Below are 16,819 nucleotides of genomic sequence, written 5' to 3' on the forward strand. Positions count from 1 at the left end.
CCCCTGATCAAGAGGTCTCTCCCGGTGCTCGCGCGGCCGTTCCACGCTGGTCCGGACGAGAGGAGCACACCATGCTGACTTTGGTGACAGGTACGACGGGACAGGTCGGGCGGCGCTTCGTGCCGAGGCTGCTGGCGCAGTCCCGGCCGGGGGAGCGGGTACGGGTGCTGGTGCGGGACACGGCCCGGGGCGAGCCCTTCGCCGCACTCGGCGCCGAGGTCGTCGTGGGCGACCTGCGCGACACCGACGTCCTCGGCAAGGCCGTGGCGGGCGTCGACGCGGTCGTGAACGTCGCGGCATCCTTCCGGGGAGTACCGGACGAGGAAGCGTGGGCCGTCAACCGGGACGCGGCGGTGGAGCTGGGCCTTGCCGCACAGTCAGCCGGTGTGCGGAGGTTCGTACAGGTCAGCACTGGTCTCGTGTACGGCCAGGGACGGGGGCGCCTGGTGACCGAGGAGGACGAGAGCCGGCCCGGCGGTTCCATGTGGGGCGCCTATCCCGCGTCCAAGGCGGAGGCCGAGCGGCTGCTGCTGGCGATGGAGGGGCTCGATGTGCGCGTCGGGCGGCTTCCCTTCGTCTACGGCGAGGGGGATCCGCATCTCGCCCAGTCCCTGATGTGGGCGAAGAACTGGGCGTCGGGCCAGCGGCTGCACATGGGGCACCACGTGGATGTCGCACAGGGCCTGCTGCGGATCCTGCACGCGCCGGGGATCCCGGGACGGGTGTACAACATCGCCGACGACGCGCCCGTGACGGCGGTGGAGCTGCATCAGCTCAACGGGGTGGAGATTCCGGCTGAGCTGTACGAGCGGACCGATCCCGACCCGTGGCTGGTGCTCATGTCCACGGAGCGGATCCGGCGAGAGCTGGGGTACCGGCCGGTGTATTCGTCGGTCTATGCGGCTCGGGAGGCGGGAGCACTCTGAGGCCGGTGGGCGGGTGCGGGGTCCGTCGTGGCCGGTAGCGCAGTTCCCCGCGCCCCTGACAGCATCTAGTCGACGCTTCTTATACGGCCGACCAGGACCGCTCCCGCCAAGCCCACCACCGCCGCCACCCCGTACAGCACTCGGTACCCCCCCAGGTGCGTCACGATCGGTGCCGCCAACGCCGGGGCGGCCACCTGGGGCAGCGAGTTGGCGATGTTGATGACGCCCAGGTCCTTTCCCCGGTCCAGGGCCGTCGGCAGTACGTCCGTCATCAGGGCGAAGTCGACCGACATGAACACCCCGAGGCCCACACCGAGCAGCGCTGCCACGATGATCGCGCTCGGCCAGGTCTGCCACAGTGCGAGCAGGGCCGTCGCCACCGCCATGAGGACGCCGGACCAGCGGACGAACGGCTTGCGGCGGCCCACCCGGTCCGACCAGACCCCGCCCACCACCACCGTGGCCAGCAGTGCCACGCTGTCGACCGCCGTGAGGATCAGGACGCCCTGCTCGGGGTCGTCGTGGTGGAGGCCATCCCGCAGGTAGTACAGCAGATACAGGAGCACCAGCGCGTTGCTGAGGTTGATCAGGAAACGGGTCACCCAGGCCCAGGCGAAGTCGGGGTAGCGGCGCGGGCTCAGCCAGAAGCCGCGCGCGAACGACCGCCAGGACCAAGCCGGTCGGTCCGTGAACGCCAGCCGGAGGTCCTGGTGGCGCAGCACGTACGGCAGCACCCCCGCCAGCGTGAACACCGCGCAGGCCGCATAGCCCGCCGCGATCCCGCCCGCCGCGGTGGCCAGCCCGGTGCCGACGACCGCGCCGAGGATCTGCGCCGCCCCGATCCAGCCGCCGACCGCGCCCCGCTGGAGCCGTGGCACCCGGTCCGGCACGGCCGCCGTGACCGCCGCGAAGGCCGCGTTCAGGGTCAGCTGGACCAGACACCAGCCGAGCGTCATGAGCCACAGACCGCCCGCCCCGGCGAGCACCAGCAACGACAGCGCGCCGCCCGCCGCACCGGCCACGATCCACGGGCTGCGGCGGCCCCAGCGGGCCGTGGTGCGGTCCGACAGCGCGCCGAAGAACGGGTTCGCCGCCAGCGACACCACCGCGCCCACCCCGGTCACCCAGGCCAGCAGCGTCTCCTTGGACATGCCGGTGCCGGGCGCGAAGTCCTCCGCCTGCCGAGCCAGCAGGATCTGCAACGGGCCGTACCAGCCCACCCAGATCGCCACGTTGGCCAGCGACAAAGAGGCCGTCCAGCCCTTGCCGACCCGGTCGACCGGCTCCGAGAGAGCCGTGCTCACCTCTGCGCCCGCAGCAGCTCCCGGTACCACGCGTACGACGCCTTCGGGGTCCTGGCCAGCGTCTCGAAGTCGACGTGCACCAGCCCGAACCTGCGCGCGTACCCCTCCGCCCACTCGAAGTTGTCCATCAGTGACCACACGAAGTACCCGCGCACGTCCACACCCGCCTCGACCGCCTTGTGCAGGGCGCGGATGTGGCCGTCCAGGTAGGTGATCCGGTCCTGGTCGTCGACGCCCGTGTAGGAGCAGCCGTTCTCGGTGATGACGACGGGCGGGAGCCGGTCGCCGTAGCGCTCGTGGAAGGCGGTGAGGAGTTCGGTGAGCCCCTCGGGGACCACCGGCCAGCCGAAGTCCGTCACCGGGACGCCCTCGATCTCCTGCACGGAGAAGGGGAGTTCGGCCGGGATCGTCAGCCCGCCGAACTCGATGTCCTCGCCCTGCGGCGCCCCGACCCGGGTCGGGGAGTAGTAGTTGACGCCGTAGAAGTCGAGCGGCTCGCTGATGACCTTGAGGTCCGCGGCGACGTCGCCCGGCATCAACTCGCCGAGTCCGGACGGGTACTCGCCCAGCAGCAGCGGGTCGGCGAACAGCCGGTTCAGCAGCAGGTCGTAGAAGTCCGCTGCCTCCAGGTCCGGTTGCTCCCGGGAGGCCGGCCAGGTCGGGCCGTGCGAGTTGGCGATGCCGATGTCCGTGGCCCCGGCCGCGCGCAGTGCCTGTACGGCCAGGCCGTGGCCCAGGAGCTGGTGGTGGGCGGCGGGCAGGGCGTCGAACATCAGCTGCTTGCCCGGCGCGTGGGCGCCGAGCGCGTGGCCGAACAGGGTGTGCTCGGCGGGCTCGTTGAGGGTGATCCACTTGTCGACGCGGTCGCCGAGACGGTCGGCCACCAGGGACACGTACTCGGCGAACCGGGAGGCGGTGTCCCGCTCCAGCCAGTCCAGCGATTCCGGCAGGTCCCAGTGGAAGAGCGTCGGGACCGGACGGACGCCCGCCGCGACGAGTTCGTCCACGAGACGGTCGTAGAAGTCGAGGCCGCCCTCGGAGCGCACCCGCGGCCAGGACACCGAGAAGCGGTACGCGTCCACCCCCAGGCCCGCCAGCAGGGCCACGTCCTCGCGGTAGCGGTGGTAGTGGTCGCAGGCCACCGCCGCCGTCGAGCCGTCCTTCACCCGTCCCGGTTCGGCCGTGAAGGTGTCCCACACGGATCGCTCGCGCTCGTCCGCCGCACCCTCGATCTGGTGGGCCGAGGTGGAGACGCCCCACAGGAAGCCGGCCGGGAAACGAGGGATCGCATGCTCTTCAGTCGCCATGCGCCGGATCATGGGTACCGGCGGGTAGGGAAGTCAACGGCCAGGCGTGAACAACCAGTTACGCACCCTCTTTGAGTACTTTCGAGATCAGTCTCCGCTGCTCCTCCGTGAGCCGGGGATCGGCCGCGTAGACCGTCCTGCCGTCCACGGTGATCTCGTAGTTGAAGCCGTCCGGGACCCCGATCGGCGGGGTGACCCGGCCGGCGGCGACCGCCTTCTCGGCCAGGGCCTGCCATTCGTGGGCATCGGGCCGCCCGGAGGTGTCGACCTCCTTGTGCCGCTCGATGCCCGCGAACCCGCCCGTGCGCCGCACCTGAATACGCATGGGTCCCTGTCTAGTACGGACTCACAGAATCCGCACCCCGACCTGCTCCCAGGCCTTCGACACGGCCTGGAGCTCGTCGCCCTCCTGGTAGCGGGCCTTCGCCGCCGCGACCGTGAGCTTCGCGAAGTCGGTGAACAGGGCTCGGTCCGAGAGCTCGCCGCCGGTCAGGACGTCGAACCAGATCTGCCCCGCCTTCTCCCAGGCGTGGCCGCCGAGGGCGGTCGCGACCAGGTAGAACGCGTGGTTGGGGATGCCGGAGTTGATGTGCACGCCGCCGTTGTCGCGGCCGGTGCGGACGTAGTCGTCCATGGTCCCCGGCTGCGGGTCCTTGCCGAGCACGTCGTCGTCGTACGCGCTGCCCGGCTCCTTCATCGAGCGCAGCGCCTTGCCCGTGACGCCGGGGGCGAGCAGGCCCGCGCCGATCAGCCAGTCGGCCTCGGCGGCGGTCTGGCCGAGCGTGTACTGCTTGATGAGCGAGCCGAACACGTCGGACATCGACTCGTTGAGGGCGCCGGGCTGCCCGTAGTAGGTGAGGTTCGCCGTGTACTGGGTGACACCGTGGGTGAGCTCGTGGCCGATGACGTCGATCGGGATGGTGAAGTCGAGGAAGATCTCGCCGTCGCCGTCGCCGAACACCATCTGCTCGCCGTTCCAGAAGGCGTTGTTGTAGCCCTCGTCGAAGTGGACGGTCGCGTCGAGCGGGAGGCCGTCGCCGTCGATCGAGTGGCGGGCGTAGGCCTTCAGGTAGAGGTCGAAGGTGGCGCCGAGACCGGCGTAGGCGCGGTTGACGGTGGCGTCCTGGCCGGGCTCGGAGCCCTCGGCGCGGACCTTGGTGCCCGGCAGGGCGGTGGTGTGCCCGGCGTCGTAGATCGTGCGCAGCGGCTGGTCCGACGGTGCCTTCGCCGTCGGCGCGGCCGCCAGGCCGAACTCGGTCGTCACGCGGCGACGGCCGCGCAGCTCGCTGTCGCGCATCAGGGTGCGCCGGGCGGGACCGGAGAGTGCGGGGTCGTCGTTGCGGGCCAGCTTGTCGAGGACGTGTGGCGGAACGACGGTGCAGAAGACGGGCTCGAAGCCCCCGTGAGTCGTCATGCCCGGCACCCTTGCACTGAGTCATGACCGTGTCACTAGCCGCAACCATGATTGGTGAAATATGCGGACACGGAGGCGCACGCTCCGTGACGAAGTGGTATGGCGCACTTTTTGTCCCCTTCGCTCCCCTGGTCCCGCATACTGATACGGCGCCCCGCACGGAGAGCGGCTCCGCTAGCATTCTGCGCATCATGCGTTTCGGGCTGCTTCTTCTTAGCTGCCGCGGCGAGGGCCTGTAGTCCAGGTCGACTCCCTCCCCGCGGAGCTTCGCGTTGCGTGTCGGCCGTCCTTCCCGGACATCCTGAGGAGCCCCGCAATCATGGCGAACCGCCAGCAGCCCAGCACCATGCCGATCCACAAGTACGGCCAGTACGAGCAGGTCGACATCCCGGACCGCACCTGGCCGAACAACCGGATCACCGTCGCTCCCCGCTGGCTCTCCACCGACCTGCGTGACGGCAACCAGGCCCTGATCGACCCCATGTCGCCCGAGCGCAAGCGCCGGATGTTCGACCAGCTGGTCAAGATGGGCTACAAGGAGATCGAGGTCGGCTTCCCGGCGTCGGGCCAGACGGACTTCGACTTCGTGCGGTCGATCGTCGAGGAGCCGGGCGCGATCCCCGACGACGTCACGATCTCCGTACTGACCCAGGCCCGCGAGGACCTGATCGAGCGGACCGTCGAGTCGCTGAAGGGCGCCAAGCGCGCGACCGTCCACCTGTACAACGCCACGGCTCCCGTCTTCCGCCGCGTGGTCTTCCGCGGCTCGAAGGACGACATCAAGCAGATCGCCGTCGACGGCACCCGCCTGGTCATGGAGTACGCGGAGAAGCTGCTGGGCCCGGAGACGGAGTTCGGCTACCAGTACAGCCCCGAGATCTTCACCGACACCGAGCTGGACTTCGCGCTGGAGGTCTGCGAGGCGGTGATGGACGTCTACCAGCCCGGTCCGGGCCGCGAGATCATCCTCAACCTGCCCGCCACGGTGGAGCGTTCGACCCCCTCCACGCACGCGGACCGCTTCGAGTGGATGCACCGCAACCTCTCCCGCCGCGAGTACGTGTGCATCTCGATCCACCCGCACAACGACCGCGGCACCGCCGTCGCCGCCGCCGAGCTGGCGCTGATGGCCGGCGCCGACCGCGTCGAGGGCTGTCTGTTCGGCCAGGGCGAGCGCACCGGCAACGTCGACCTGGTCACCCTGGGCATGAACCTGTTCTCGCAGGGCGTCGACCCGCAGATCGACTTCTCCGACATCGACGAGATCCGTCGCACGTGGGAGTACTGCAACCAGATGGAGGTCCACCCGCGCCACCCGTACGTGGGCGACCTGGTCTACACGTCCTTCTCCGGTTCCCACCAGGACGCCATCAAGAAGGGCTTCGACGCGATGGAGGCCGACGCGGCCGCCAAGGGCGTCACCGTCGACGACATCGAGTGGGCGGTCCCGTACCTGCCGATCGACCCCAAGGACGTCGGCCGCTCCTACGAGGCCGTGATCCGGGTCAACTCGCAGTCCGGCAAGGGCGGTATCGCGTACGTCCTGAAGAACGACCACAAGCTGGACCTGCCGCGCCGGATGCAGATCGAGTTCTCGAAGATCATCCAGGCCAAGACGGACGCCGAGGGCGGCGAGGTCAAGGGCTCCGACATCTGGGCGACCTTCCAGGACGAGTACCTGCCGAACCCCGAGAACCCGTGGGGCCGCATCCAGGTCAAGAACGGCCAGTCGACGACCGACACGGACGGCGTGGACACCCTGAAGGTGGAGGCCACGGTCGACGGGGTCGACACGGTCCTGACCGGTACCGGCAACGGTCCGATCTCCGCCTTCTTCGACGCGCTGGCGAAGGTGGACATCGACGCCCGGCTGCTGGACTACCAGGAGCACACGATGAGCGAGGGCGCCTCCGCGCAGGCCGCCTCGTACATCGAATGCGCGATCGACGGCAAGGTTCTGTGGGGAATCGGCATCGACGCGAACACGACGCGTGCGTCGCTGAAGGCGGTCGTCTCGGCCGTCAACCGGGCCGCTCGATAATCCCTCTGACCGGCGGTTTCGGGGCCTTGATCGCTGTATACGGCGATCAAGGCCCCGTCGTTTATCGGCCATCCGCGCGTGGAGGTCACGAGCAGGTCTCGTCAGGGGTGCTGACTCCGCCTCGCTGATGTGGCTAACATCACGCAAGCGCGGCGATGTTGCCGCGGGGTTACGCGGAGGTGTGACGTGCTGCCAGGACGGGGACGAAACGGCCGTGCTGCCAGGCCTGCGCGCCTCCTGGGCACCCGTACCGCGTGGACGACCGTCGGCGACGGCGAGTTCTTCTGCCCCGGATGCGGGGGCGACCGCAACTTCCAGCGGCTGACCGGCCGTCGCCGCTTCACCCTGCTCGGCGTCCCGGTCCTGCCGCGGGGCGACACGGGCCCGGTGGTGGAATGCGCGGCCTGCCGGCGCCACTTCGGCACGGACGTCCTCGACCACCCCACCACGACCCGCTTCTCCGCGATGCTCCGCGACGCCGTCCACACGGTCGCGCTGGCGGTCCTGGCGGCGGGCGGCACCTGCTCGCGCACCTCCCTGGAGACCGCGGCCGCCACGGTCCGCGCGGCGGGCTTCGACGACTGCACGGAGGACCAGCTGGAAACCCTGGTCGAGGCCCTCGCCGAGGACACCGGCCGGGTCTACGACCGCCCCTGCGGAGCCGGCCTCGCCATAGAGCTCCACGAGGCGCTCGACCCGCTCGCCCCCCACCTCGCCCCGGCGGGCCGCGAGGCGATCCTCCTCCAGGCGGCCCGCATCGCCCTCGCGGACGGCCCGTACACCCCGGCCGAACGGGACGCCCTGACGACGGTCGGCACGGCCCTGACGATCTGCGCGGACGACGTGACCAGGCTGCTCGCGGCGGCCCGGACGCCGTCCTGATACTCCCCGGGGAGTAGTCCGCGCCCCGGGCCACCCCACGCAGTACCCCCCGACTCGCCCTCCCGCCCGACGAACGAAGGCCCTCCCGCCGGGAGTCTGGAAGCGACCCGGACGCCGGACCGGAAGGAGGTCACTCGATGAGGGCCGCAAAGGCGAGCGCACGGCGACGACGGGCCGTGCCCTGGCTGGTGCTGGGGTTGTGGACCGTCGTGACGGACACCGACAGCCGCGACCGGATGATCGTGGGCTTCGTGACCGCGGTCGGCGTGCTGCTCGACACCTTCCTCGTGCGGGCGCTGTCCAGGGCGCCCGAGCCGCCGGTGGGGGCCGAGCGCCGCCCGGAACCCGTGTGACGAGGCCGTTCCCGGGCGCCCTTCCCTCCCCGAAGAGCGCCTTCGTCCCCGAGGATGACACCGTGCAGGAGACCAGGAGACCCAGGCTCGGCGAGCGGATCATGGCGGCGGTCAACCGCGACCCGCGGACCGCCCCGCACGGCACCCGCAACGACGCGCTGCTCGCCGTCGCGCTGGCGGTGGCCGCCGTGTGCCTCGGCCTGGGCATCGACGACGGCCGCCGCCCGGACGCCCTCGGCTGGACGCTGCTGCTCGCCACCCACGTGCCGCTCGTGTGGCGCCGCCGCAGTCCGGTGCTCGTGCTGGCCGCGGTGGTGGCGCTGATCGCGCCGTACCACGCCCTCGACAACAACCACGCCGCCGCCACCCCGGTCGCCTACGTCGCCCTCTACACGGTCGCCGTCACCGGCCGCCCCCTGCGGACGGTCCTGACGGGCGCCGTCGTGCTGAGTGTCTCGCTGACCGTGATGCTCACCGTCAACGCCCACCGGGCCCTCGAACTGCTGCAGACCTCCGGCTGGATCATCGCGGTCCTCTTCTTCGGCATCGACGTCCGCTACTACCGGCAGTACGTCTCCTCCATCGTCGAGCGCGCCGTCCGCGCCGAACGCACCCGCGAGGAGGAGGCCCGCCGCCGGGTCACCGAGGAACGCCTGCGGATCGCCCGCGACCTGCACGACCTGCTCGCCCACAGCATCACCCTCATCGGTGTGCAGACCTCCGTCGCCGCGCACGTCCTGGCCGCCGACCCCGAGCGGCTGGACCGGGAGGCGGTCGCCAAGGCCCTCGACGACATCGCCGGGACCTGCCGCACCGCACGCGGTGAACTCCGTACGACGCTGGAGGTGCTGCGCGAACACGGCCCCCAGGACACCCGCGGCCCGCTGCCCGGTCTCGACGGCCTGCCCGACCTGGTCGCGGCGGCGCGGCTCGCGGGCGCCCGCGTCGAACAGGACCTGCGCATCGGCACCGACCCGCCGCCCGCCGTCGGCGCCGCCGCCTACCGGATCGTCCAGGAGGCGCTCACCAACGCGGTCCGGCACGCGGGACCCGAACCGGCCGTACGCCTCAGGCTGTACGACGAACCGGGCGCCCTGCGGGTGGCGGTGACCGACGACGGCATCGGGCCCGTCCCGGGCGGCAGCCCCGGCTTCGGGCTGGTCGGCATGCGCGAGCGGGCCCGCAGCGTGGGTGGCACACTCGACGCCGGACCACGCCCTGACGGCGGTTTCGAGGTGACGGCGGCGCTGCCGCTCACCGTGGGGGAGGGAAACGCATGACCATCCGCGTACTGCTTGCCGACGACCAGACCCTGGTGCGGGCCGCGTTCGCCATGCTCGTCGAGTCGGCGCGGGACATGGAGGTCGTGGGAGAGGCCGCCAGCGGGCGGGAGGCCGTGGGGGCGGCCCGTGAGGTGCGGCCCGACCTGGTGGTCATGGACATCCGCATGCCCGACCTCGACGGCATCGAGGCGACCCGGCTCATCGCGGCCGACGAGGAACTCGCCGGGGTGCGGGTGCTGGTCCTGACCACCTACGACACCGACGAGAACATCGTCGAGGCGCTGCGCGCGGGGGCCTCCGGCTTCCTGGTGAAGGACACCCGGCCGGCCGAACTCCTCGACGCCATCCGCACGGTGGCGGCCGGCGAGGCGCTGCTGTCCCCGGGACCGACGGCCCGGCTGATCGAGCGGTTCCTGCGCAGCCCCTCGGTACCGGTGGCGGGCGGCGGGCCCGAATGCCTCTCCGACCGCGAGCGCGAGGTGCTGGCCCTGGTCGCGCGGGGCCTGAACAACACCGAGATCGCCGAGGCGCTGGGCCTGAGCCCGCTCACCGCGAAGACCCACGTCAGCCGGATCATGGGGAAGCTGGGGGTCCGGGACCGGGCCCAACTGGTCATCGTGGCCTACGAGTCGGGGACCGTGACGCCGGGGACGCCGTAGGGCTCAGAGCAGCCCGGCCGCGGCCAGGAACGCGGCCACCCGCTCCACCTCCGCCGCCGACAGCGGCACCTGCGGCTCCGCCGTCACCGGGCAGTCGATCACTCCCCGCAGATGCAGCGCCGCCTTGAAGGCGCCCAGCGCCGACGAGGACGCGCCCATGCGGGCCGGGTCGCCCACGCTCACCATGCCGAACAGGGCGCACAGCCGCTCCTGTTCGGCCCGGGCCGCGTCTAGGTCGCCCGCGCGGCACAGGCGGTCGAGACGGACGTATCCCTCGGGGTCGACGTTGGCGAGACCGGGCACCGCCCCGTCCGCGCCGACCGCGAGGGCCGCGTCGATGATGAGTTCGGAGCCGGTCAGCACGCTGAAGCCGGTGATGCCGGGGTGGGCGCGGACGCCGGAGACGACCGTGCGGAAGCCGGCGAGGTCGCCGCTGGAGTCCTTGAGGCCGGCCAGCACGCCCTCGGCGGCCAGGTCCAGCACCACGTCCGCGGGGAGCTTGGTGTGGACACCGCTGGGCAGGTCGTACGCGATGACCGGGACCGGGCTGCCGGCCGAGACCAGCCGGTAGTGGCGGGCGATCTCCCGCGGATGGGTGCTCGTGTAGAAGGGCGCGGTGACGACGACCGCGTCGGCGCCCGCCGCCGTGACGGCCCGCACATGGTCCAGGACCCGGGCCGTCGTCATGTCGATCACCCCGGCCAGCACCGGGAGCCGGCCCTCCACACGGCCGGTGACCGTCTCCACCACCAGCCTGCGCTGGGCGTCGGTCAGGAAGGCCGCCTCGGACGTCGTACCGAGGACGAACAGGCCGTGCACCCCGCCCGCGACGAGATGGTCGACGAGCCTGAGCAGCGAGGGGACGTCCACCTCGCGGTCCGGTGTCAGGGGCGTGCAGACGGGCGGGACGACTCCGGTCAGCGGGGCGGGAAGGGTCATCGGGGCTCCTCGGGATCGGCCGTCCCATGATCCTCCCCCACAGGGCGAGGGGGCGCCGACCCCTGTACGGCGCCCCCCTGTCCCGAACTGTCCTGCTACTGCACCTGCTGGTACGACGTGTCCTCGTCGGAGTCGTAGATCAGCTTGCCGCCCTTGTCGTAGCCCTTGATGTGCGGGTTCCTGGTGACCTGCTGGGTCAGGGTGCCGGAGGCGACGAACCAGCCGTGGTCGAGGACCGCCTCGCTGCTGACGCCGCCGTAGGAGACGGTCACCTCGGCCACGCCCGGTTCGACCGTGCCGATGAAGCCCCAGCCGAACGGCAGCTTCCAGTTGCCCTTGTCCATGAAGGACTGCTGGTAGAGCTTTCCGCCGTTGATGTCGGCCAGCACGGGCGGGGAGTCCGGCTGCCGGTCGCCGCCGACGCTGGTGTTGAGCCCCGAGGCCTCGCCGTCCTTGATGTTGCAGATCAGCCGGGTCTGCTGCGGCTTCTCCTTCACGGCGACCACGAACATGCCGTCACCGGGCGAGTTGGAGTCACCGGTGCTGTTCAGCGCCAGGATGATCCGGTACTCCTCGGGCTTGCCCAGGTCCGTGGAGGCGATGCCGCCGTGGCCCACGCGGTCCCGGTCATAGGCGAGGCACTTGTCGAGCCCCACCGCTGCCTGCTCCAGCGTGATCCCGTCCCGGAGCTGTCCCGCCGTGGCCGGCCCCGCGGGCCCGCCGGGTGCGGGGGAGGGGGTCGGCGTCGGCGGGGCGCTCGCCGAGGCCGTGGGCGTCGTCGCCGTGTCGGCCGTCCCCGTGCCCCCGCCGCCCACCGCGAACGCCCCCACCGGCACCGCGGCCAGCGTCACCAGGACCGCCCCGGCCACCGCCACCCGCCGGCGCCGCTCGACCACGCCCTGGCGGCGGATGCTCGGATACGGCACCGGCGAGGGCCGGATCGTGTACGCGTCCTCGGCGAGCAGCTCCCGCAGTTGCTCCTCGAAGCCCCGCTCCTCTTCCTCACTCATCTCGTGCCTCCCTGCGGGGCGCGGTCCATGACCTGCGCGAGCCCCGGATACGTACGCAACTTCGCCAGCCCCTTGGACGCCTGGCTCTTGACCGTGCCCTGAGAGCAGCCGAGCACCTCGGCGGCCTCCGCCTCCGAGAGGTCCTCCCAGTAGCGCATGACGACCACGGCCCGCTGCCTGGGCGGCAGTTGGGCCAGGGCGGCCATCAGCACCCCGCGTTCGTCGACCCGGGCCACGGCCTCGTCGCGGCCCGCCCGCTCCGGTGGCGCGTCGGTCAGCGACTCCTTCACGCGCCGCTTGCGGAAGCGGTCACTGTTGCAGGTGACCAGCATCCGCCGGACGTACGCCTCCGGGTTGTCGCTGCCCGAGACGCGCCGCCAGGAGCGGTACGCCTTCGCCAGCGCCGTCTGCGTCAGGTCCTCGGCGTGATGGGCGTCGCCGGTGAGCAGATAGGCGGTCCGCACGAGGTGCGACCACCTGGCTCTGACGAATTCCTGGAACCGGTCCTCTTGTTCGGCCTGCATCTGGCACCCTCCCTCGCCCACCAGACCACGAGGCGGGCCGATTCGGTTGCCCGGTCGTCGATGACGAGTTCGAATGAGGTCATGGAGGGATGGGACGCACACGATCCGGGTGTCCTGCGGCTGCCGTCCGGGCGCCTGGTGCGGGGCCGCGGTCTGCGCTACCCGCTGGACCCGGCCGCGCCGACGCCGTCGTACGGCGTCTATCTGCTCGGGGACGCCCCGCCGGAGGTCCCCTGGGCCTCCCGCTGGGTCCGCTGGCCGGACTTCCGCCTGCCGGCGGACCGCGGTCAGGCCCGTGGGGTCCTCGTCGACGCCTGGGAACGGTCGGTCACCGAACGGGTCGAGATCGCCTGCGGGGGCGGCCGGGGCCGCACCGGAACGGCCCTGGCCTGCCTGGCGGTTCTGGACGGGGTGCCCCCGGAGAGGGCGGTGGCCTACGTCCGGGGGCACTACGACCGACGGGCGGTGGAGACGCCGTGGCAGCGGCGGTACGTCAGGCGCTTCCGGCCGGTCGGGTGAGGGTGTCGGCCACCGCCCGCGCCGCGTCGGCGACCAGCGCGTCGTCCCGTACGGCGTCCTGCGCGGGCATGGTCGACAGCACCGACAGGACGATCGGGTCGCCGGCGTCGGTCCAGACGACGCCCACGTCGTTGGCGGTGCCGTAGGAGCCGCTGCCCGTCTTGTCGGCGATCGTCCATGTCTTCGGCAGGCCCGCGTGGAAGCGGTTCACGCTGGTCGTGTTGTTCAGCAGCCAGTGCGTGAGCAGCTCCCGGTCCCGCCGGTTCAGCGCGTCGCCGAGGACCAGCCGGCCGTAGGTGCGGCCGACGGCGTACGGGCTCGTCGTGTCCGTGCGCCGCCACGGTTCGGCGGTGTTGAGCTCGGGCTCCCAGCGGTCGAGGCGGGTGACCCGGTCGCCGAGCGAGCGGGCGAAGCGCGTGATCGCGGTGGGGCCGCCGAGTTCGCGCAGGAGAAGGTTGCCGGCCGTGTTGTCGCTGTAGGTGATGGCCACGTCGGCGAGCTCGGCGATGGTCATGCCCTCCGCCAGATGCTCCTTCGTCCGGTCGGAGCCCGGCATCACCAGGTCGTCCGCGGTGTAGTGGATCCGGCGGGCCAGCACCTCGCCGTGCCGGTCGAGGTCGCGCAGGACGGCCGCCGCCGCGAGCGCCTTGAACACCGAGCACATCGGGAAGAGCTCGTCGGCGCGGTACCGGACGGACCGTCCGGTGCTGAGGCGGTGCGCGAAGACGCCGAGCCGGGCGTCGTAGCGCTCCTCCAGCGCGCGCAACCGGGCGGTGACGTCGTCCTCGGCGGCGTGTGCGGCCGTGGCGGTGGCGCCGGTCAGGAAGGTGGCCGTGCCGGCGGCCAGGAGGGTGCGTCGGGACAGTTCTCCGGAGTTTAAGATCTTGCTCTCCTTCGATCGGTGACGGTTACCGGTCTCTCCCATGATCGACGTCGGGTCTCATCCCTTGGTTGCACGGCGGTGGACCATCGGCGGACGGACAGGCCCGCGCGGCGCCGACACAGTGGCGGCATGGAGAAGACAACAGGGATCGACCGGGCACGGTTTCTGGCCGGGGCCGCCGCCGTGGGGGCCGCCGCGCTCCTGCCCGCGGGGCGGGCCGACGCCGGGGGACGACCGCGCGGACTTCGACGCCACGGCGTCGTCTACACCGTCGGCGCCGGTGAGACGCCGGGCACCGCCTGGAGCGCCGCCCGGATGCGCGGTGACATCCGGGCCATCCGCGACGACCTGCACGCCGACACCGTCGACGTCACCGGCGACGGCGTCGAACGCCTCACCGCCACCGCCGCCGAGGCCGCCGAACGCGGGCTGCACGTCTGGCTCCAGCCGACCCTTGGGGACGTGCCGCGCCGGGACATCCTCGACCACCTGGCGGAGTGCGGCCGGTTCGCGGAGCGGCTGCGCCGGCAGGGCGCGAGCGTCGAACTCAGTGTGGGCTGCGAGTTCTGGCTGTTCGTGCCCGGGATCCTGCCGGGGGACACGGTCCTGGAGCGGGTCCGAAACCGCATCAGGGGCAGCTACGACCCGGTGCGGATGCAGCGCGAGCTGGACCGCTTCACCGCGCGGGCGGCCGAGGTGGGCCGCTCGGTCTTCGACGGCCGCCTCAGCTACGCCGCCGCCCAGGACGACGAGGTCGACTGGAACCTGTTCGACGTGGTCGGCATCGACTACTACTCGTCCTACCGGCAACCGCACGACTACGTACGTGAGTTGAGGCAGTACCGGCGCTGGGGCAAGCCGGTCGCCATCACCGAGTTCGGCACCTGCACCTTCGTCGGCGCCCCCGAGGCCGGCGGCATGGGCTGGGACATCGTCGACTACGACAAGGACCCGCCGGAGATCAAGGGGAACGTCGTCCGCAGCGAGCGCACCCAGGCCGCCTACCTCACCCGGCTCCTCGACGTCTTCGAGTCGATGGGCCTCTACGCGGCGATGGCCTTCGAGTTCCTCACCGCCGACGCCCCCCACCGCCCCGACGACCCCCGCCACGACCTCGACATGGCGAGCTACGGCATCACCAAGGCGATCAAGGACCGCCCCGACGACCCGCGTTCGGACTGGCACTGGGAGCCGAAGGAGGCGTTCCACGCGCTGGCCCGACGGTACGAAAGGTGCGCTCACTCGCAGTAGAGATCCCTGGCGGGACGCTTGCCGGTGGCCAGGAAGTGGGAGACGGTCGCGTCGCCGCATGCGGTGCCGTTGTCGAGGTAGGCGTCGTGGCCGGTGGAGTCGTTGACGACCATGACGGCACGCCGGCCGAGTGCCTCGCGGAGTCCGAGGGCACCGCTGAGCGGGGTGGCCACGTCCCGTTCGTTCTGCACCATCAGGACGTTGGACGGGCCGCGGTCGCCGACGTGCACCGGCGCTTCCCTCGGCTCCCACGGCCAGGCGGCGCACGGCATCGCGTTCCTCGGCATGCCCCCGGTCAGCGGGTACTTCGCGCGGCTCTCGGTCACGCCCCGGCGGTACACCTCCGGGTCGCCCGGCCAGTCGACGTCGTTGCACAGGGTGGCGGCGGCGACCGCGGTGACGTTCTGGAGGACTGCCTCGGGCGGTGCCGCCGGCGCGGGCGGTACCGTGCCCTTCCGGGCGGCGAGGATCAGCCTGGCCAGGGCCGGGTAGTCGTCGGGGTCGTAGAAGGAGTCGAGCATCGACTGGCGCAGGACGTTGCCGTTGAGTTCCGCCGGGTTGGCGCCCGGCCAGGGGATCGGCTCGCGGTCGAGGCGGGCGGCGAGGCGCAGGAAGAGCGGGCGCACCTCGGCGGCCGTGTCGGCGAGGCGGTCCGGGTTGCCGGGCGCGGAGGCCCACTCGGCGAACTCCGGGAAGTTGTCCTCGGCGCCCCGCTCGAACGCGGCGAGCCAGAGCCGTTCCCCTAGGACGGGGTCCGGGCGGTCGTTGCTGTCCAGGACCACCCGGTCCGTGCGCTGCGGGAACAACTGGAGGTAGGCGGCGCCGACATAGGTGCCGTAGGACACACCCCACGCGGACACCTTCCGCTCGCCGAGCGCGGCGCGCACCCGGTCGAGGTCACGGGCCTCGTTGAGCGTGCTGATGTGCCGGATCAGCTCGCCGCCGTTGCGTGCGCAGGCGGTGGAGATGCGCTTGCCCGCCGTCATGGTCGCGTCGACGGAACCGTCCGGGGAAGGCCAGGGCAGCAGGGTCGTACGGGCCAGGTCCCGGTGTTCGAGGCCGCAGTCGACGGCCGTCGAGGGCGCCATCCCGCGCGGCGCGAAGCCGATCAGGTCGTAGGCGTCCCGCACCTTCCGCGGCAGCTTCTGCCCCTTCCCCGAGGGGTCGTTCATGCTGTCGCCGCCGGGACCGCCGGGGATCAGCAGCAGGGCGCCGCGCCGGGCGTCCGGATTCTCACTGCGGATACGGGAGACGGCGATCCCGATCTTCGGGCCGTCCGGGTCCGCGTAGTCCATGGGCACGGAGACGGTCGCGCACTGCTGGCGCGGATCGAGGCCGCTGCCCTCGCACTTGGTCCACTTCAGTGCCGGGGTGCGGGAGTCGGCGGAGGCGGACAGCGGGGTCAGGGCACCGAAGACGACACCGGAGGCGGCGGCGATCAGGGCGAGGCTCTGCGTCATCTGCTTCATGCGAGGAGCCTCGCGGATCGACTGCCGTCGGCCCATCCGGTCAACTGCCCGATCG

At 71.7% G+C, this 16,819-nt stretch carries 17 protein-coding genes; 8 read left to right on the top strand and 9 right to left on the bottom strand.

Going from position 1 to position 16,819, the window contains the following annotated elements; genetic code table 11:
- Window positions 1-71 precede the first annotated feature (71 nt).
- Complete coding sequence (locus AQI94_RS02735; protein WP_031059208.1) at window positions 72-926, top strand: NAD-dependent epimerase/dehydratase family protein; 855 nt, start codon at window positions 72-74, stop codon at window positions 924-926.
- A 65-nt stretch (window positions 927-991) separates the two neighbouring features.
- Here the strand turns inward: AQI94_RS02735 and AQI94_RS02740 are convergent, their stop codons facing one another.
- Genes AQI94_RS02740 through AQI94_RS02755 form a run of 4 tightly spaced genes read right to left on the bottom strand, consistent with a single transcriptional unit; the run spans window position 992 to window position 4,951 of the window.
- Entirely contained in the window at window positions 992-2,230 is a 1,239-nt protein-coding gene (locus AQI94_RS02740; RefSeq protein WP_062229564.1) for an MFS transporter, read from the bottom strand.
- Entirely contained in the window at window positions 2,227-3,549 is a 1,323-nt protein-coding gene (locus AQI94_RS02745; RefSeq protein WP_031051351.1) for a GH1 family beta-glucosidase, read from the bottom strand. Before AQI94_RS02745 ends, AQI94_RS02740 begins: the two co-directional genes overlap by 4 nt.
- A 46-nt stretch (window positions 3,550-3,595) precedes the next feature.
- Window positions 3,596-3,862, bottom strand: coding sequence for a protealysin inhibitor emfourin (locus AQI94_RS02750; protein ID WP_031051349.1), 267 nt, complete (start codon window positions 3,860-3,862; stop codon window positions 3,596-3,598).
- 21 nt (window positions 3,863-3,883) lie between these two features.
- A complete protein-coding gene (locus AQI94_RS02755) occupies window positions 3,884-4,951 on the bottom strand; it encodes a M4 family metallopeptidase (RefSeq protein WP_031051346.1) in 1,068 nt (355 codons plus the stop codon).
- A 319-nt stretch (window positions 4,952-5,270) separates the two neighbouring features.
- On the opposite strand from AQI94_RS02755, the gene leuA reads away from it, so the two are divergent.
- The 5 genes from leuA to AQI94_RS02775 all read left to right on the top strand — a co-directional run bounded on the left by leuA (window position 5,271) and on the right by AQI94_RS02775 (window position 10,169).
- Window positions 5,271-6,992 (top strand): 2-isopropylmalate synthase, encoded by a 1,722-nt coding sequence (gene leuA / locus AQI94_RS02760; protein ID WP_031051344.1) that lies wholly within the window; start codon window positions 5,271-5,273, stop codon window positions 6,990-6,992.
- 186 nt (window positions 6,993-7,178) lie between these two features.
- Complete coding sequence (locus AQI94_RS02765; protein WP_031051342.1) at window positions 7,179-7,874, top strand: TerB family tellurite resistance protein; 696 nt, start codon at window positions 7,179-7,181, stop codon at window positions 7,872-7,874.
- A gap of 137 nt (window positions 7,875-8,011) precedes the next feature.
- Window positions 8,012-8,227 carry a hypothetical protein gene (locus AQI94_RS44520; protein ID WP_158806314.1) on the top strand — a complete coding sequence of 72 codons (216 nt, stop codon included), beginning with the start codon at window positions 8,012-8,014 and terminating at the stop codon, window positions 8,225-8,227.
- The gene (locus AQI94_RS02770; RefSeq protein ID WP_062229565.1) at window positions 8,224-9,507 is read left to right on the top strand and encodes a sensor histidine kinase; all 1,284 of its coding nucleotides are present in this window, start codon (window positions 8,224-8,226) and stop codon (window positions 9,505-9,507) included. Before AQI94_RS44520 ends, AQI94_RS02770 begins: the two co-directional genes overlap by 4 nt.
- Window positions 9,504-10,169, top strand: coding sequence for a response regulator transcription factor (locus AQI94_RS02775; protein ID WP_031053523.1), 666 nt, complete (start codon window positions 9,504-9,506; stop codon window positions 10,167-10,169). The genes AQI94_RS02770 and AQI94_RS02775 overlap by 4 nt, the downstream gene beginning before the upstream one ends.
- Window positions 10,170-10,172: 3 nt before the next feature.
- Here AQI94_RS02775 and AQI94_RS02780 read toward each other — a convergent pair whose 3' ends face one another.
- From AQI94_RS02780 to AQI94_RS02790, 3 genes are all read right to left on the bottom strand, one after another.
- A complete protein-coding gene (locus AQI94_RS02780; RefSeq protein ID WP_031053526.1) occupies window positions 10,173-11,108 on the bottom strand; it encodes a dihydrodipicolinate synthase family protein in 936 nt (311 codons plus the stop codon).
- 95 nt (window positions 11,109-11,203) lie between these two features.
- Window positions 11,204-12,118: a hypothetical protein gene (locus AQI94_RS02785; RefSeq protein ID WP_062229566.1), complete on the bottom strand. Its 915-nt coding sequence runs from the start codon at window positions 12,116-12,118 to the stop codon at window positions 11,204-11,206.
- Entirely contained in the window at window positions 12,115-12,642 is a 528-nt protein-coding gene (locus tag AQI94_RS02790) for a SigE family RNA polymerase sigma factor (protein WP_031042964.1), read from the bottom strand. The genes AQI94_RS02785 and AQI94_RS02790 overlap by 4 nt, the downstream gene beginning before the upstream one ends.
- Window positions 12,643-12,723: 81 nt before the next feature.
- Here AQI94_RS02790 and AQI94_RS02795 point away from each other — a divergent pair, with 81 nt between their 5' ends.
- Window positions 12,724-13,161: a phosphatase domain-containing protein gene (locus tag AQI94_RS02795; protein WP_391271769.1), complete on the top strand. Its 438-nt coding sequence runs from the start codon at window positions 12,724-12,726 to the stop codon at window positions 13,159-13,161.
- On the opposite strand, the gene bla is transcribed toward AQI94_RS02795, so the two are convergent.
- Entirely contained in the window at window positions 13,136-14,086 is a 951-nt protein-coding gene (gene bla / locus AQI94_RS02800; RefSeq protein ID WP_031042968.1) for a class A beta-lactamase, read from the bottom strand. The two genes, AQI94_RS02795 and bla, sit on opposite strands and share 26 nt — an antisense overlap.
- Window positions 14,087-14,173: 87 nt before the next feature.
- Between bla and AQI94_RS02805 the strand changes: the two genes are divergently transcribed.
- The gene (locus tag AQI94_RS02805; protein ID WP_062229567.1) at window positions 14,174-15,295 is read left to right on the top strand and encodes a hypothetical protein; all 1,122 of its coding nucleotides are present in this window, start codon (window positions 14,174-14,176) and stop codon (window positions 15,293-15,295) included.
- Here the strand turns inward: AQI94_RS02805 and AQI94_RS02810 are convergent.
- Complete coding sequence (locus AQI94_RS02810) at window positions 15,283-16,755, bottom strand: alpha/beta hydrolase (protein ID WP_051832069.1); 1,473 nt, start codon at window positions 16,753-16,755, stop codon at window positions 15,283-15,285. The two genes, AQI94_RS02805 and AQI94_RS02810, sit on opposite strands and share 13 nt — an antisense overlap.
- Window positions 16,756-16,819 lie beyond the last annotated feature (64 nt).

The sequence above is a fragment of the Streptomyces pseudovenezuelae genome (assembly GCF_001513955.1).
Lineage (GTDB): Bacteria > Actinomycetota > Actinomycetes > Streptomycetales > Streptomycetaceae > Streptomyces > Streptomyces pseudovenezuelae.

Bases quoted from the DNA above. Each gene is read 5' to 3' on its own strand.
- AQI94_RS02810 (WP_051832069.1), bottom strand. From the start codon at position 16,755: ATGACGCAGAGCCTCGCCCTGATCGCCGCCGCCTCCGGTGTCGTCTTC.
- AQI94_RS02775 (WP_031053523.1), top strand. From the start codon at position 9,504: ATGACCATCCGCGTACTGCTTGCCGACGACCAGACCCTGGTGCGGGCC.
- AQI94_RS02750 (WP_031051349.1), bottom strand. From the start codon at position 3,862: ATGCGTATTCAGGTGCGGCGCACGGGCGGGTTCGCGGGCATCGAGCGG.
- AQI94_RS02745 (WP_031051351.1), bottom strand. From the start codon at position 3,549: ATGATCCGGCGCATGGCGACTGAAGAGCATGCGATCCCTCGTTTCCCG.
- AQI94_RS02795 (WP_391271769.1), top strand. From the start codon at position 12,724: ATGGAGGGATGGGACGCACACGATCCGGGTGTCCTGCGGCTGCCGTCC.
- AQI94_RS02755 (WP_031051346.1), bottom strand. From the start codon at position 4,951: ATGACGACTCACGGGGGCTTCGAGCCCGTCTTCTGCACCGTCGTTCCG.
- AQI94_RS02780 (WP_031053526.1), bottom strand. From the start codon at position 11,108: ATGACCCTTCCCGCCCCGCTGACCGGAGTCGTCCCGCCCGTCTGCACG.
- leuA (WP_031051344.1), top strand. From the start codon at position 5,271: ATGGCGAACCGCCAGCAGCCCAGCACCATGCCGATCCACAAGTACGGC.
- AQI94_RS02785 (WP_062229566.1), bottom strand. From the start codon at position 12,118: ATGAGTGAGGAAGAGGAGCGGGGCTTCGAGGAGCAACTGCGGGAGCTG.
- AQI94_RS02790 (WP_031042964.1), bottom strand. From the start codon at position 12,642: ATGCAGGCCGAACAAGAGGACCGGTTCCAGGAATTCGTCAGAGCCAGG.
- AQI94_RS02805 (WP_062229567.1), top strand. From the start codon at position 14,174: ATGGAGAAGACAACAGGGATCGACCGGGCACGGTTTCTGGCCGGGGCC.
- bla (WP_031042968.1), bottom strand. From the start codon at position 14,086: ATGGGAGAGACCGGTAACCGTCACCGATCGAAGGAGAGCAAGATCTTA.
- AQI94_RS44520 (WP_158806314.1), top strand. From the start codon at position 8,012: ATGAGGGCCGCAAAGGCGAGCGCACGGCGACGACGGGCCGTGCCCTGG.
- AQI94_RS02735 (WP_031059208.1), top strand. From the start codon at position 72: ATGCTGACTTTGGTGACAGGTACGACGGGACAGGTCGGGCGGCGCTTC.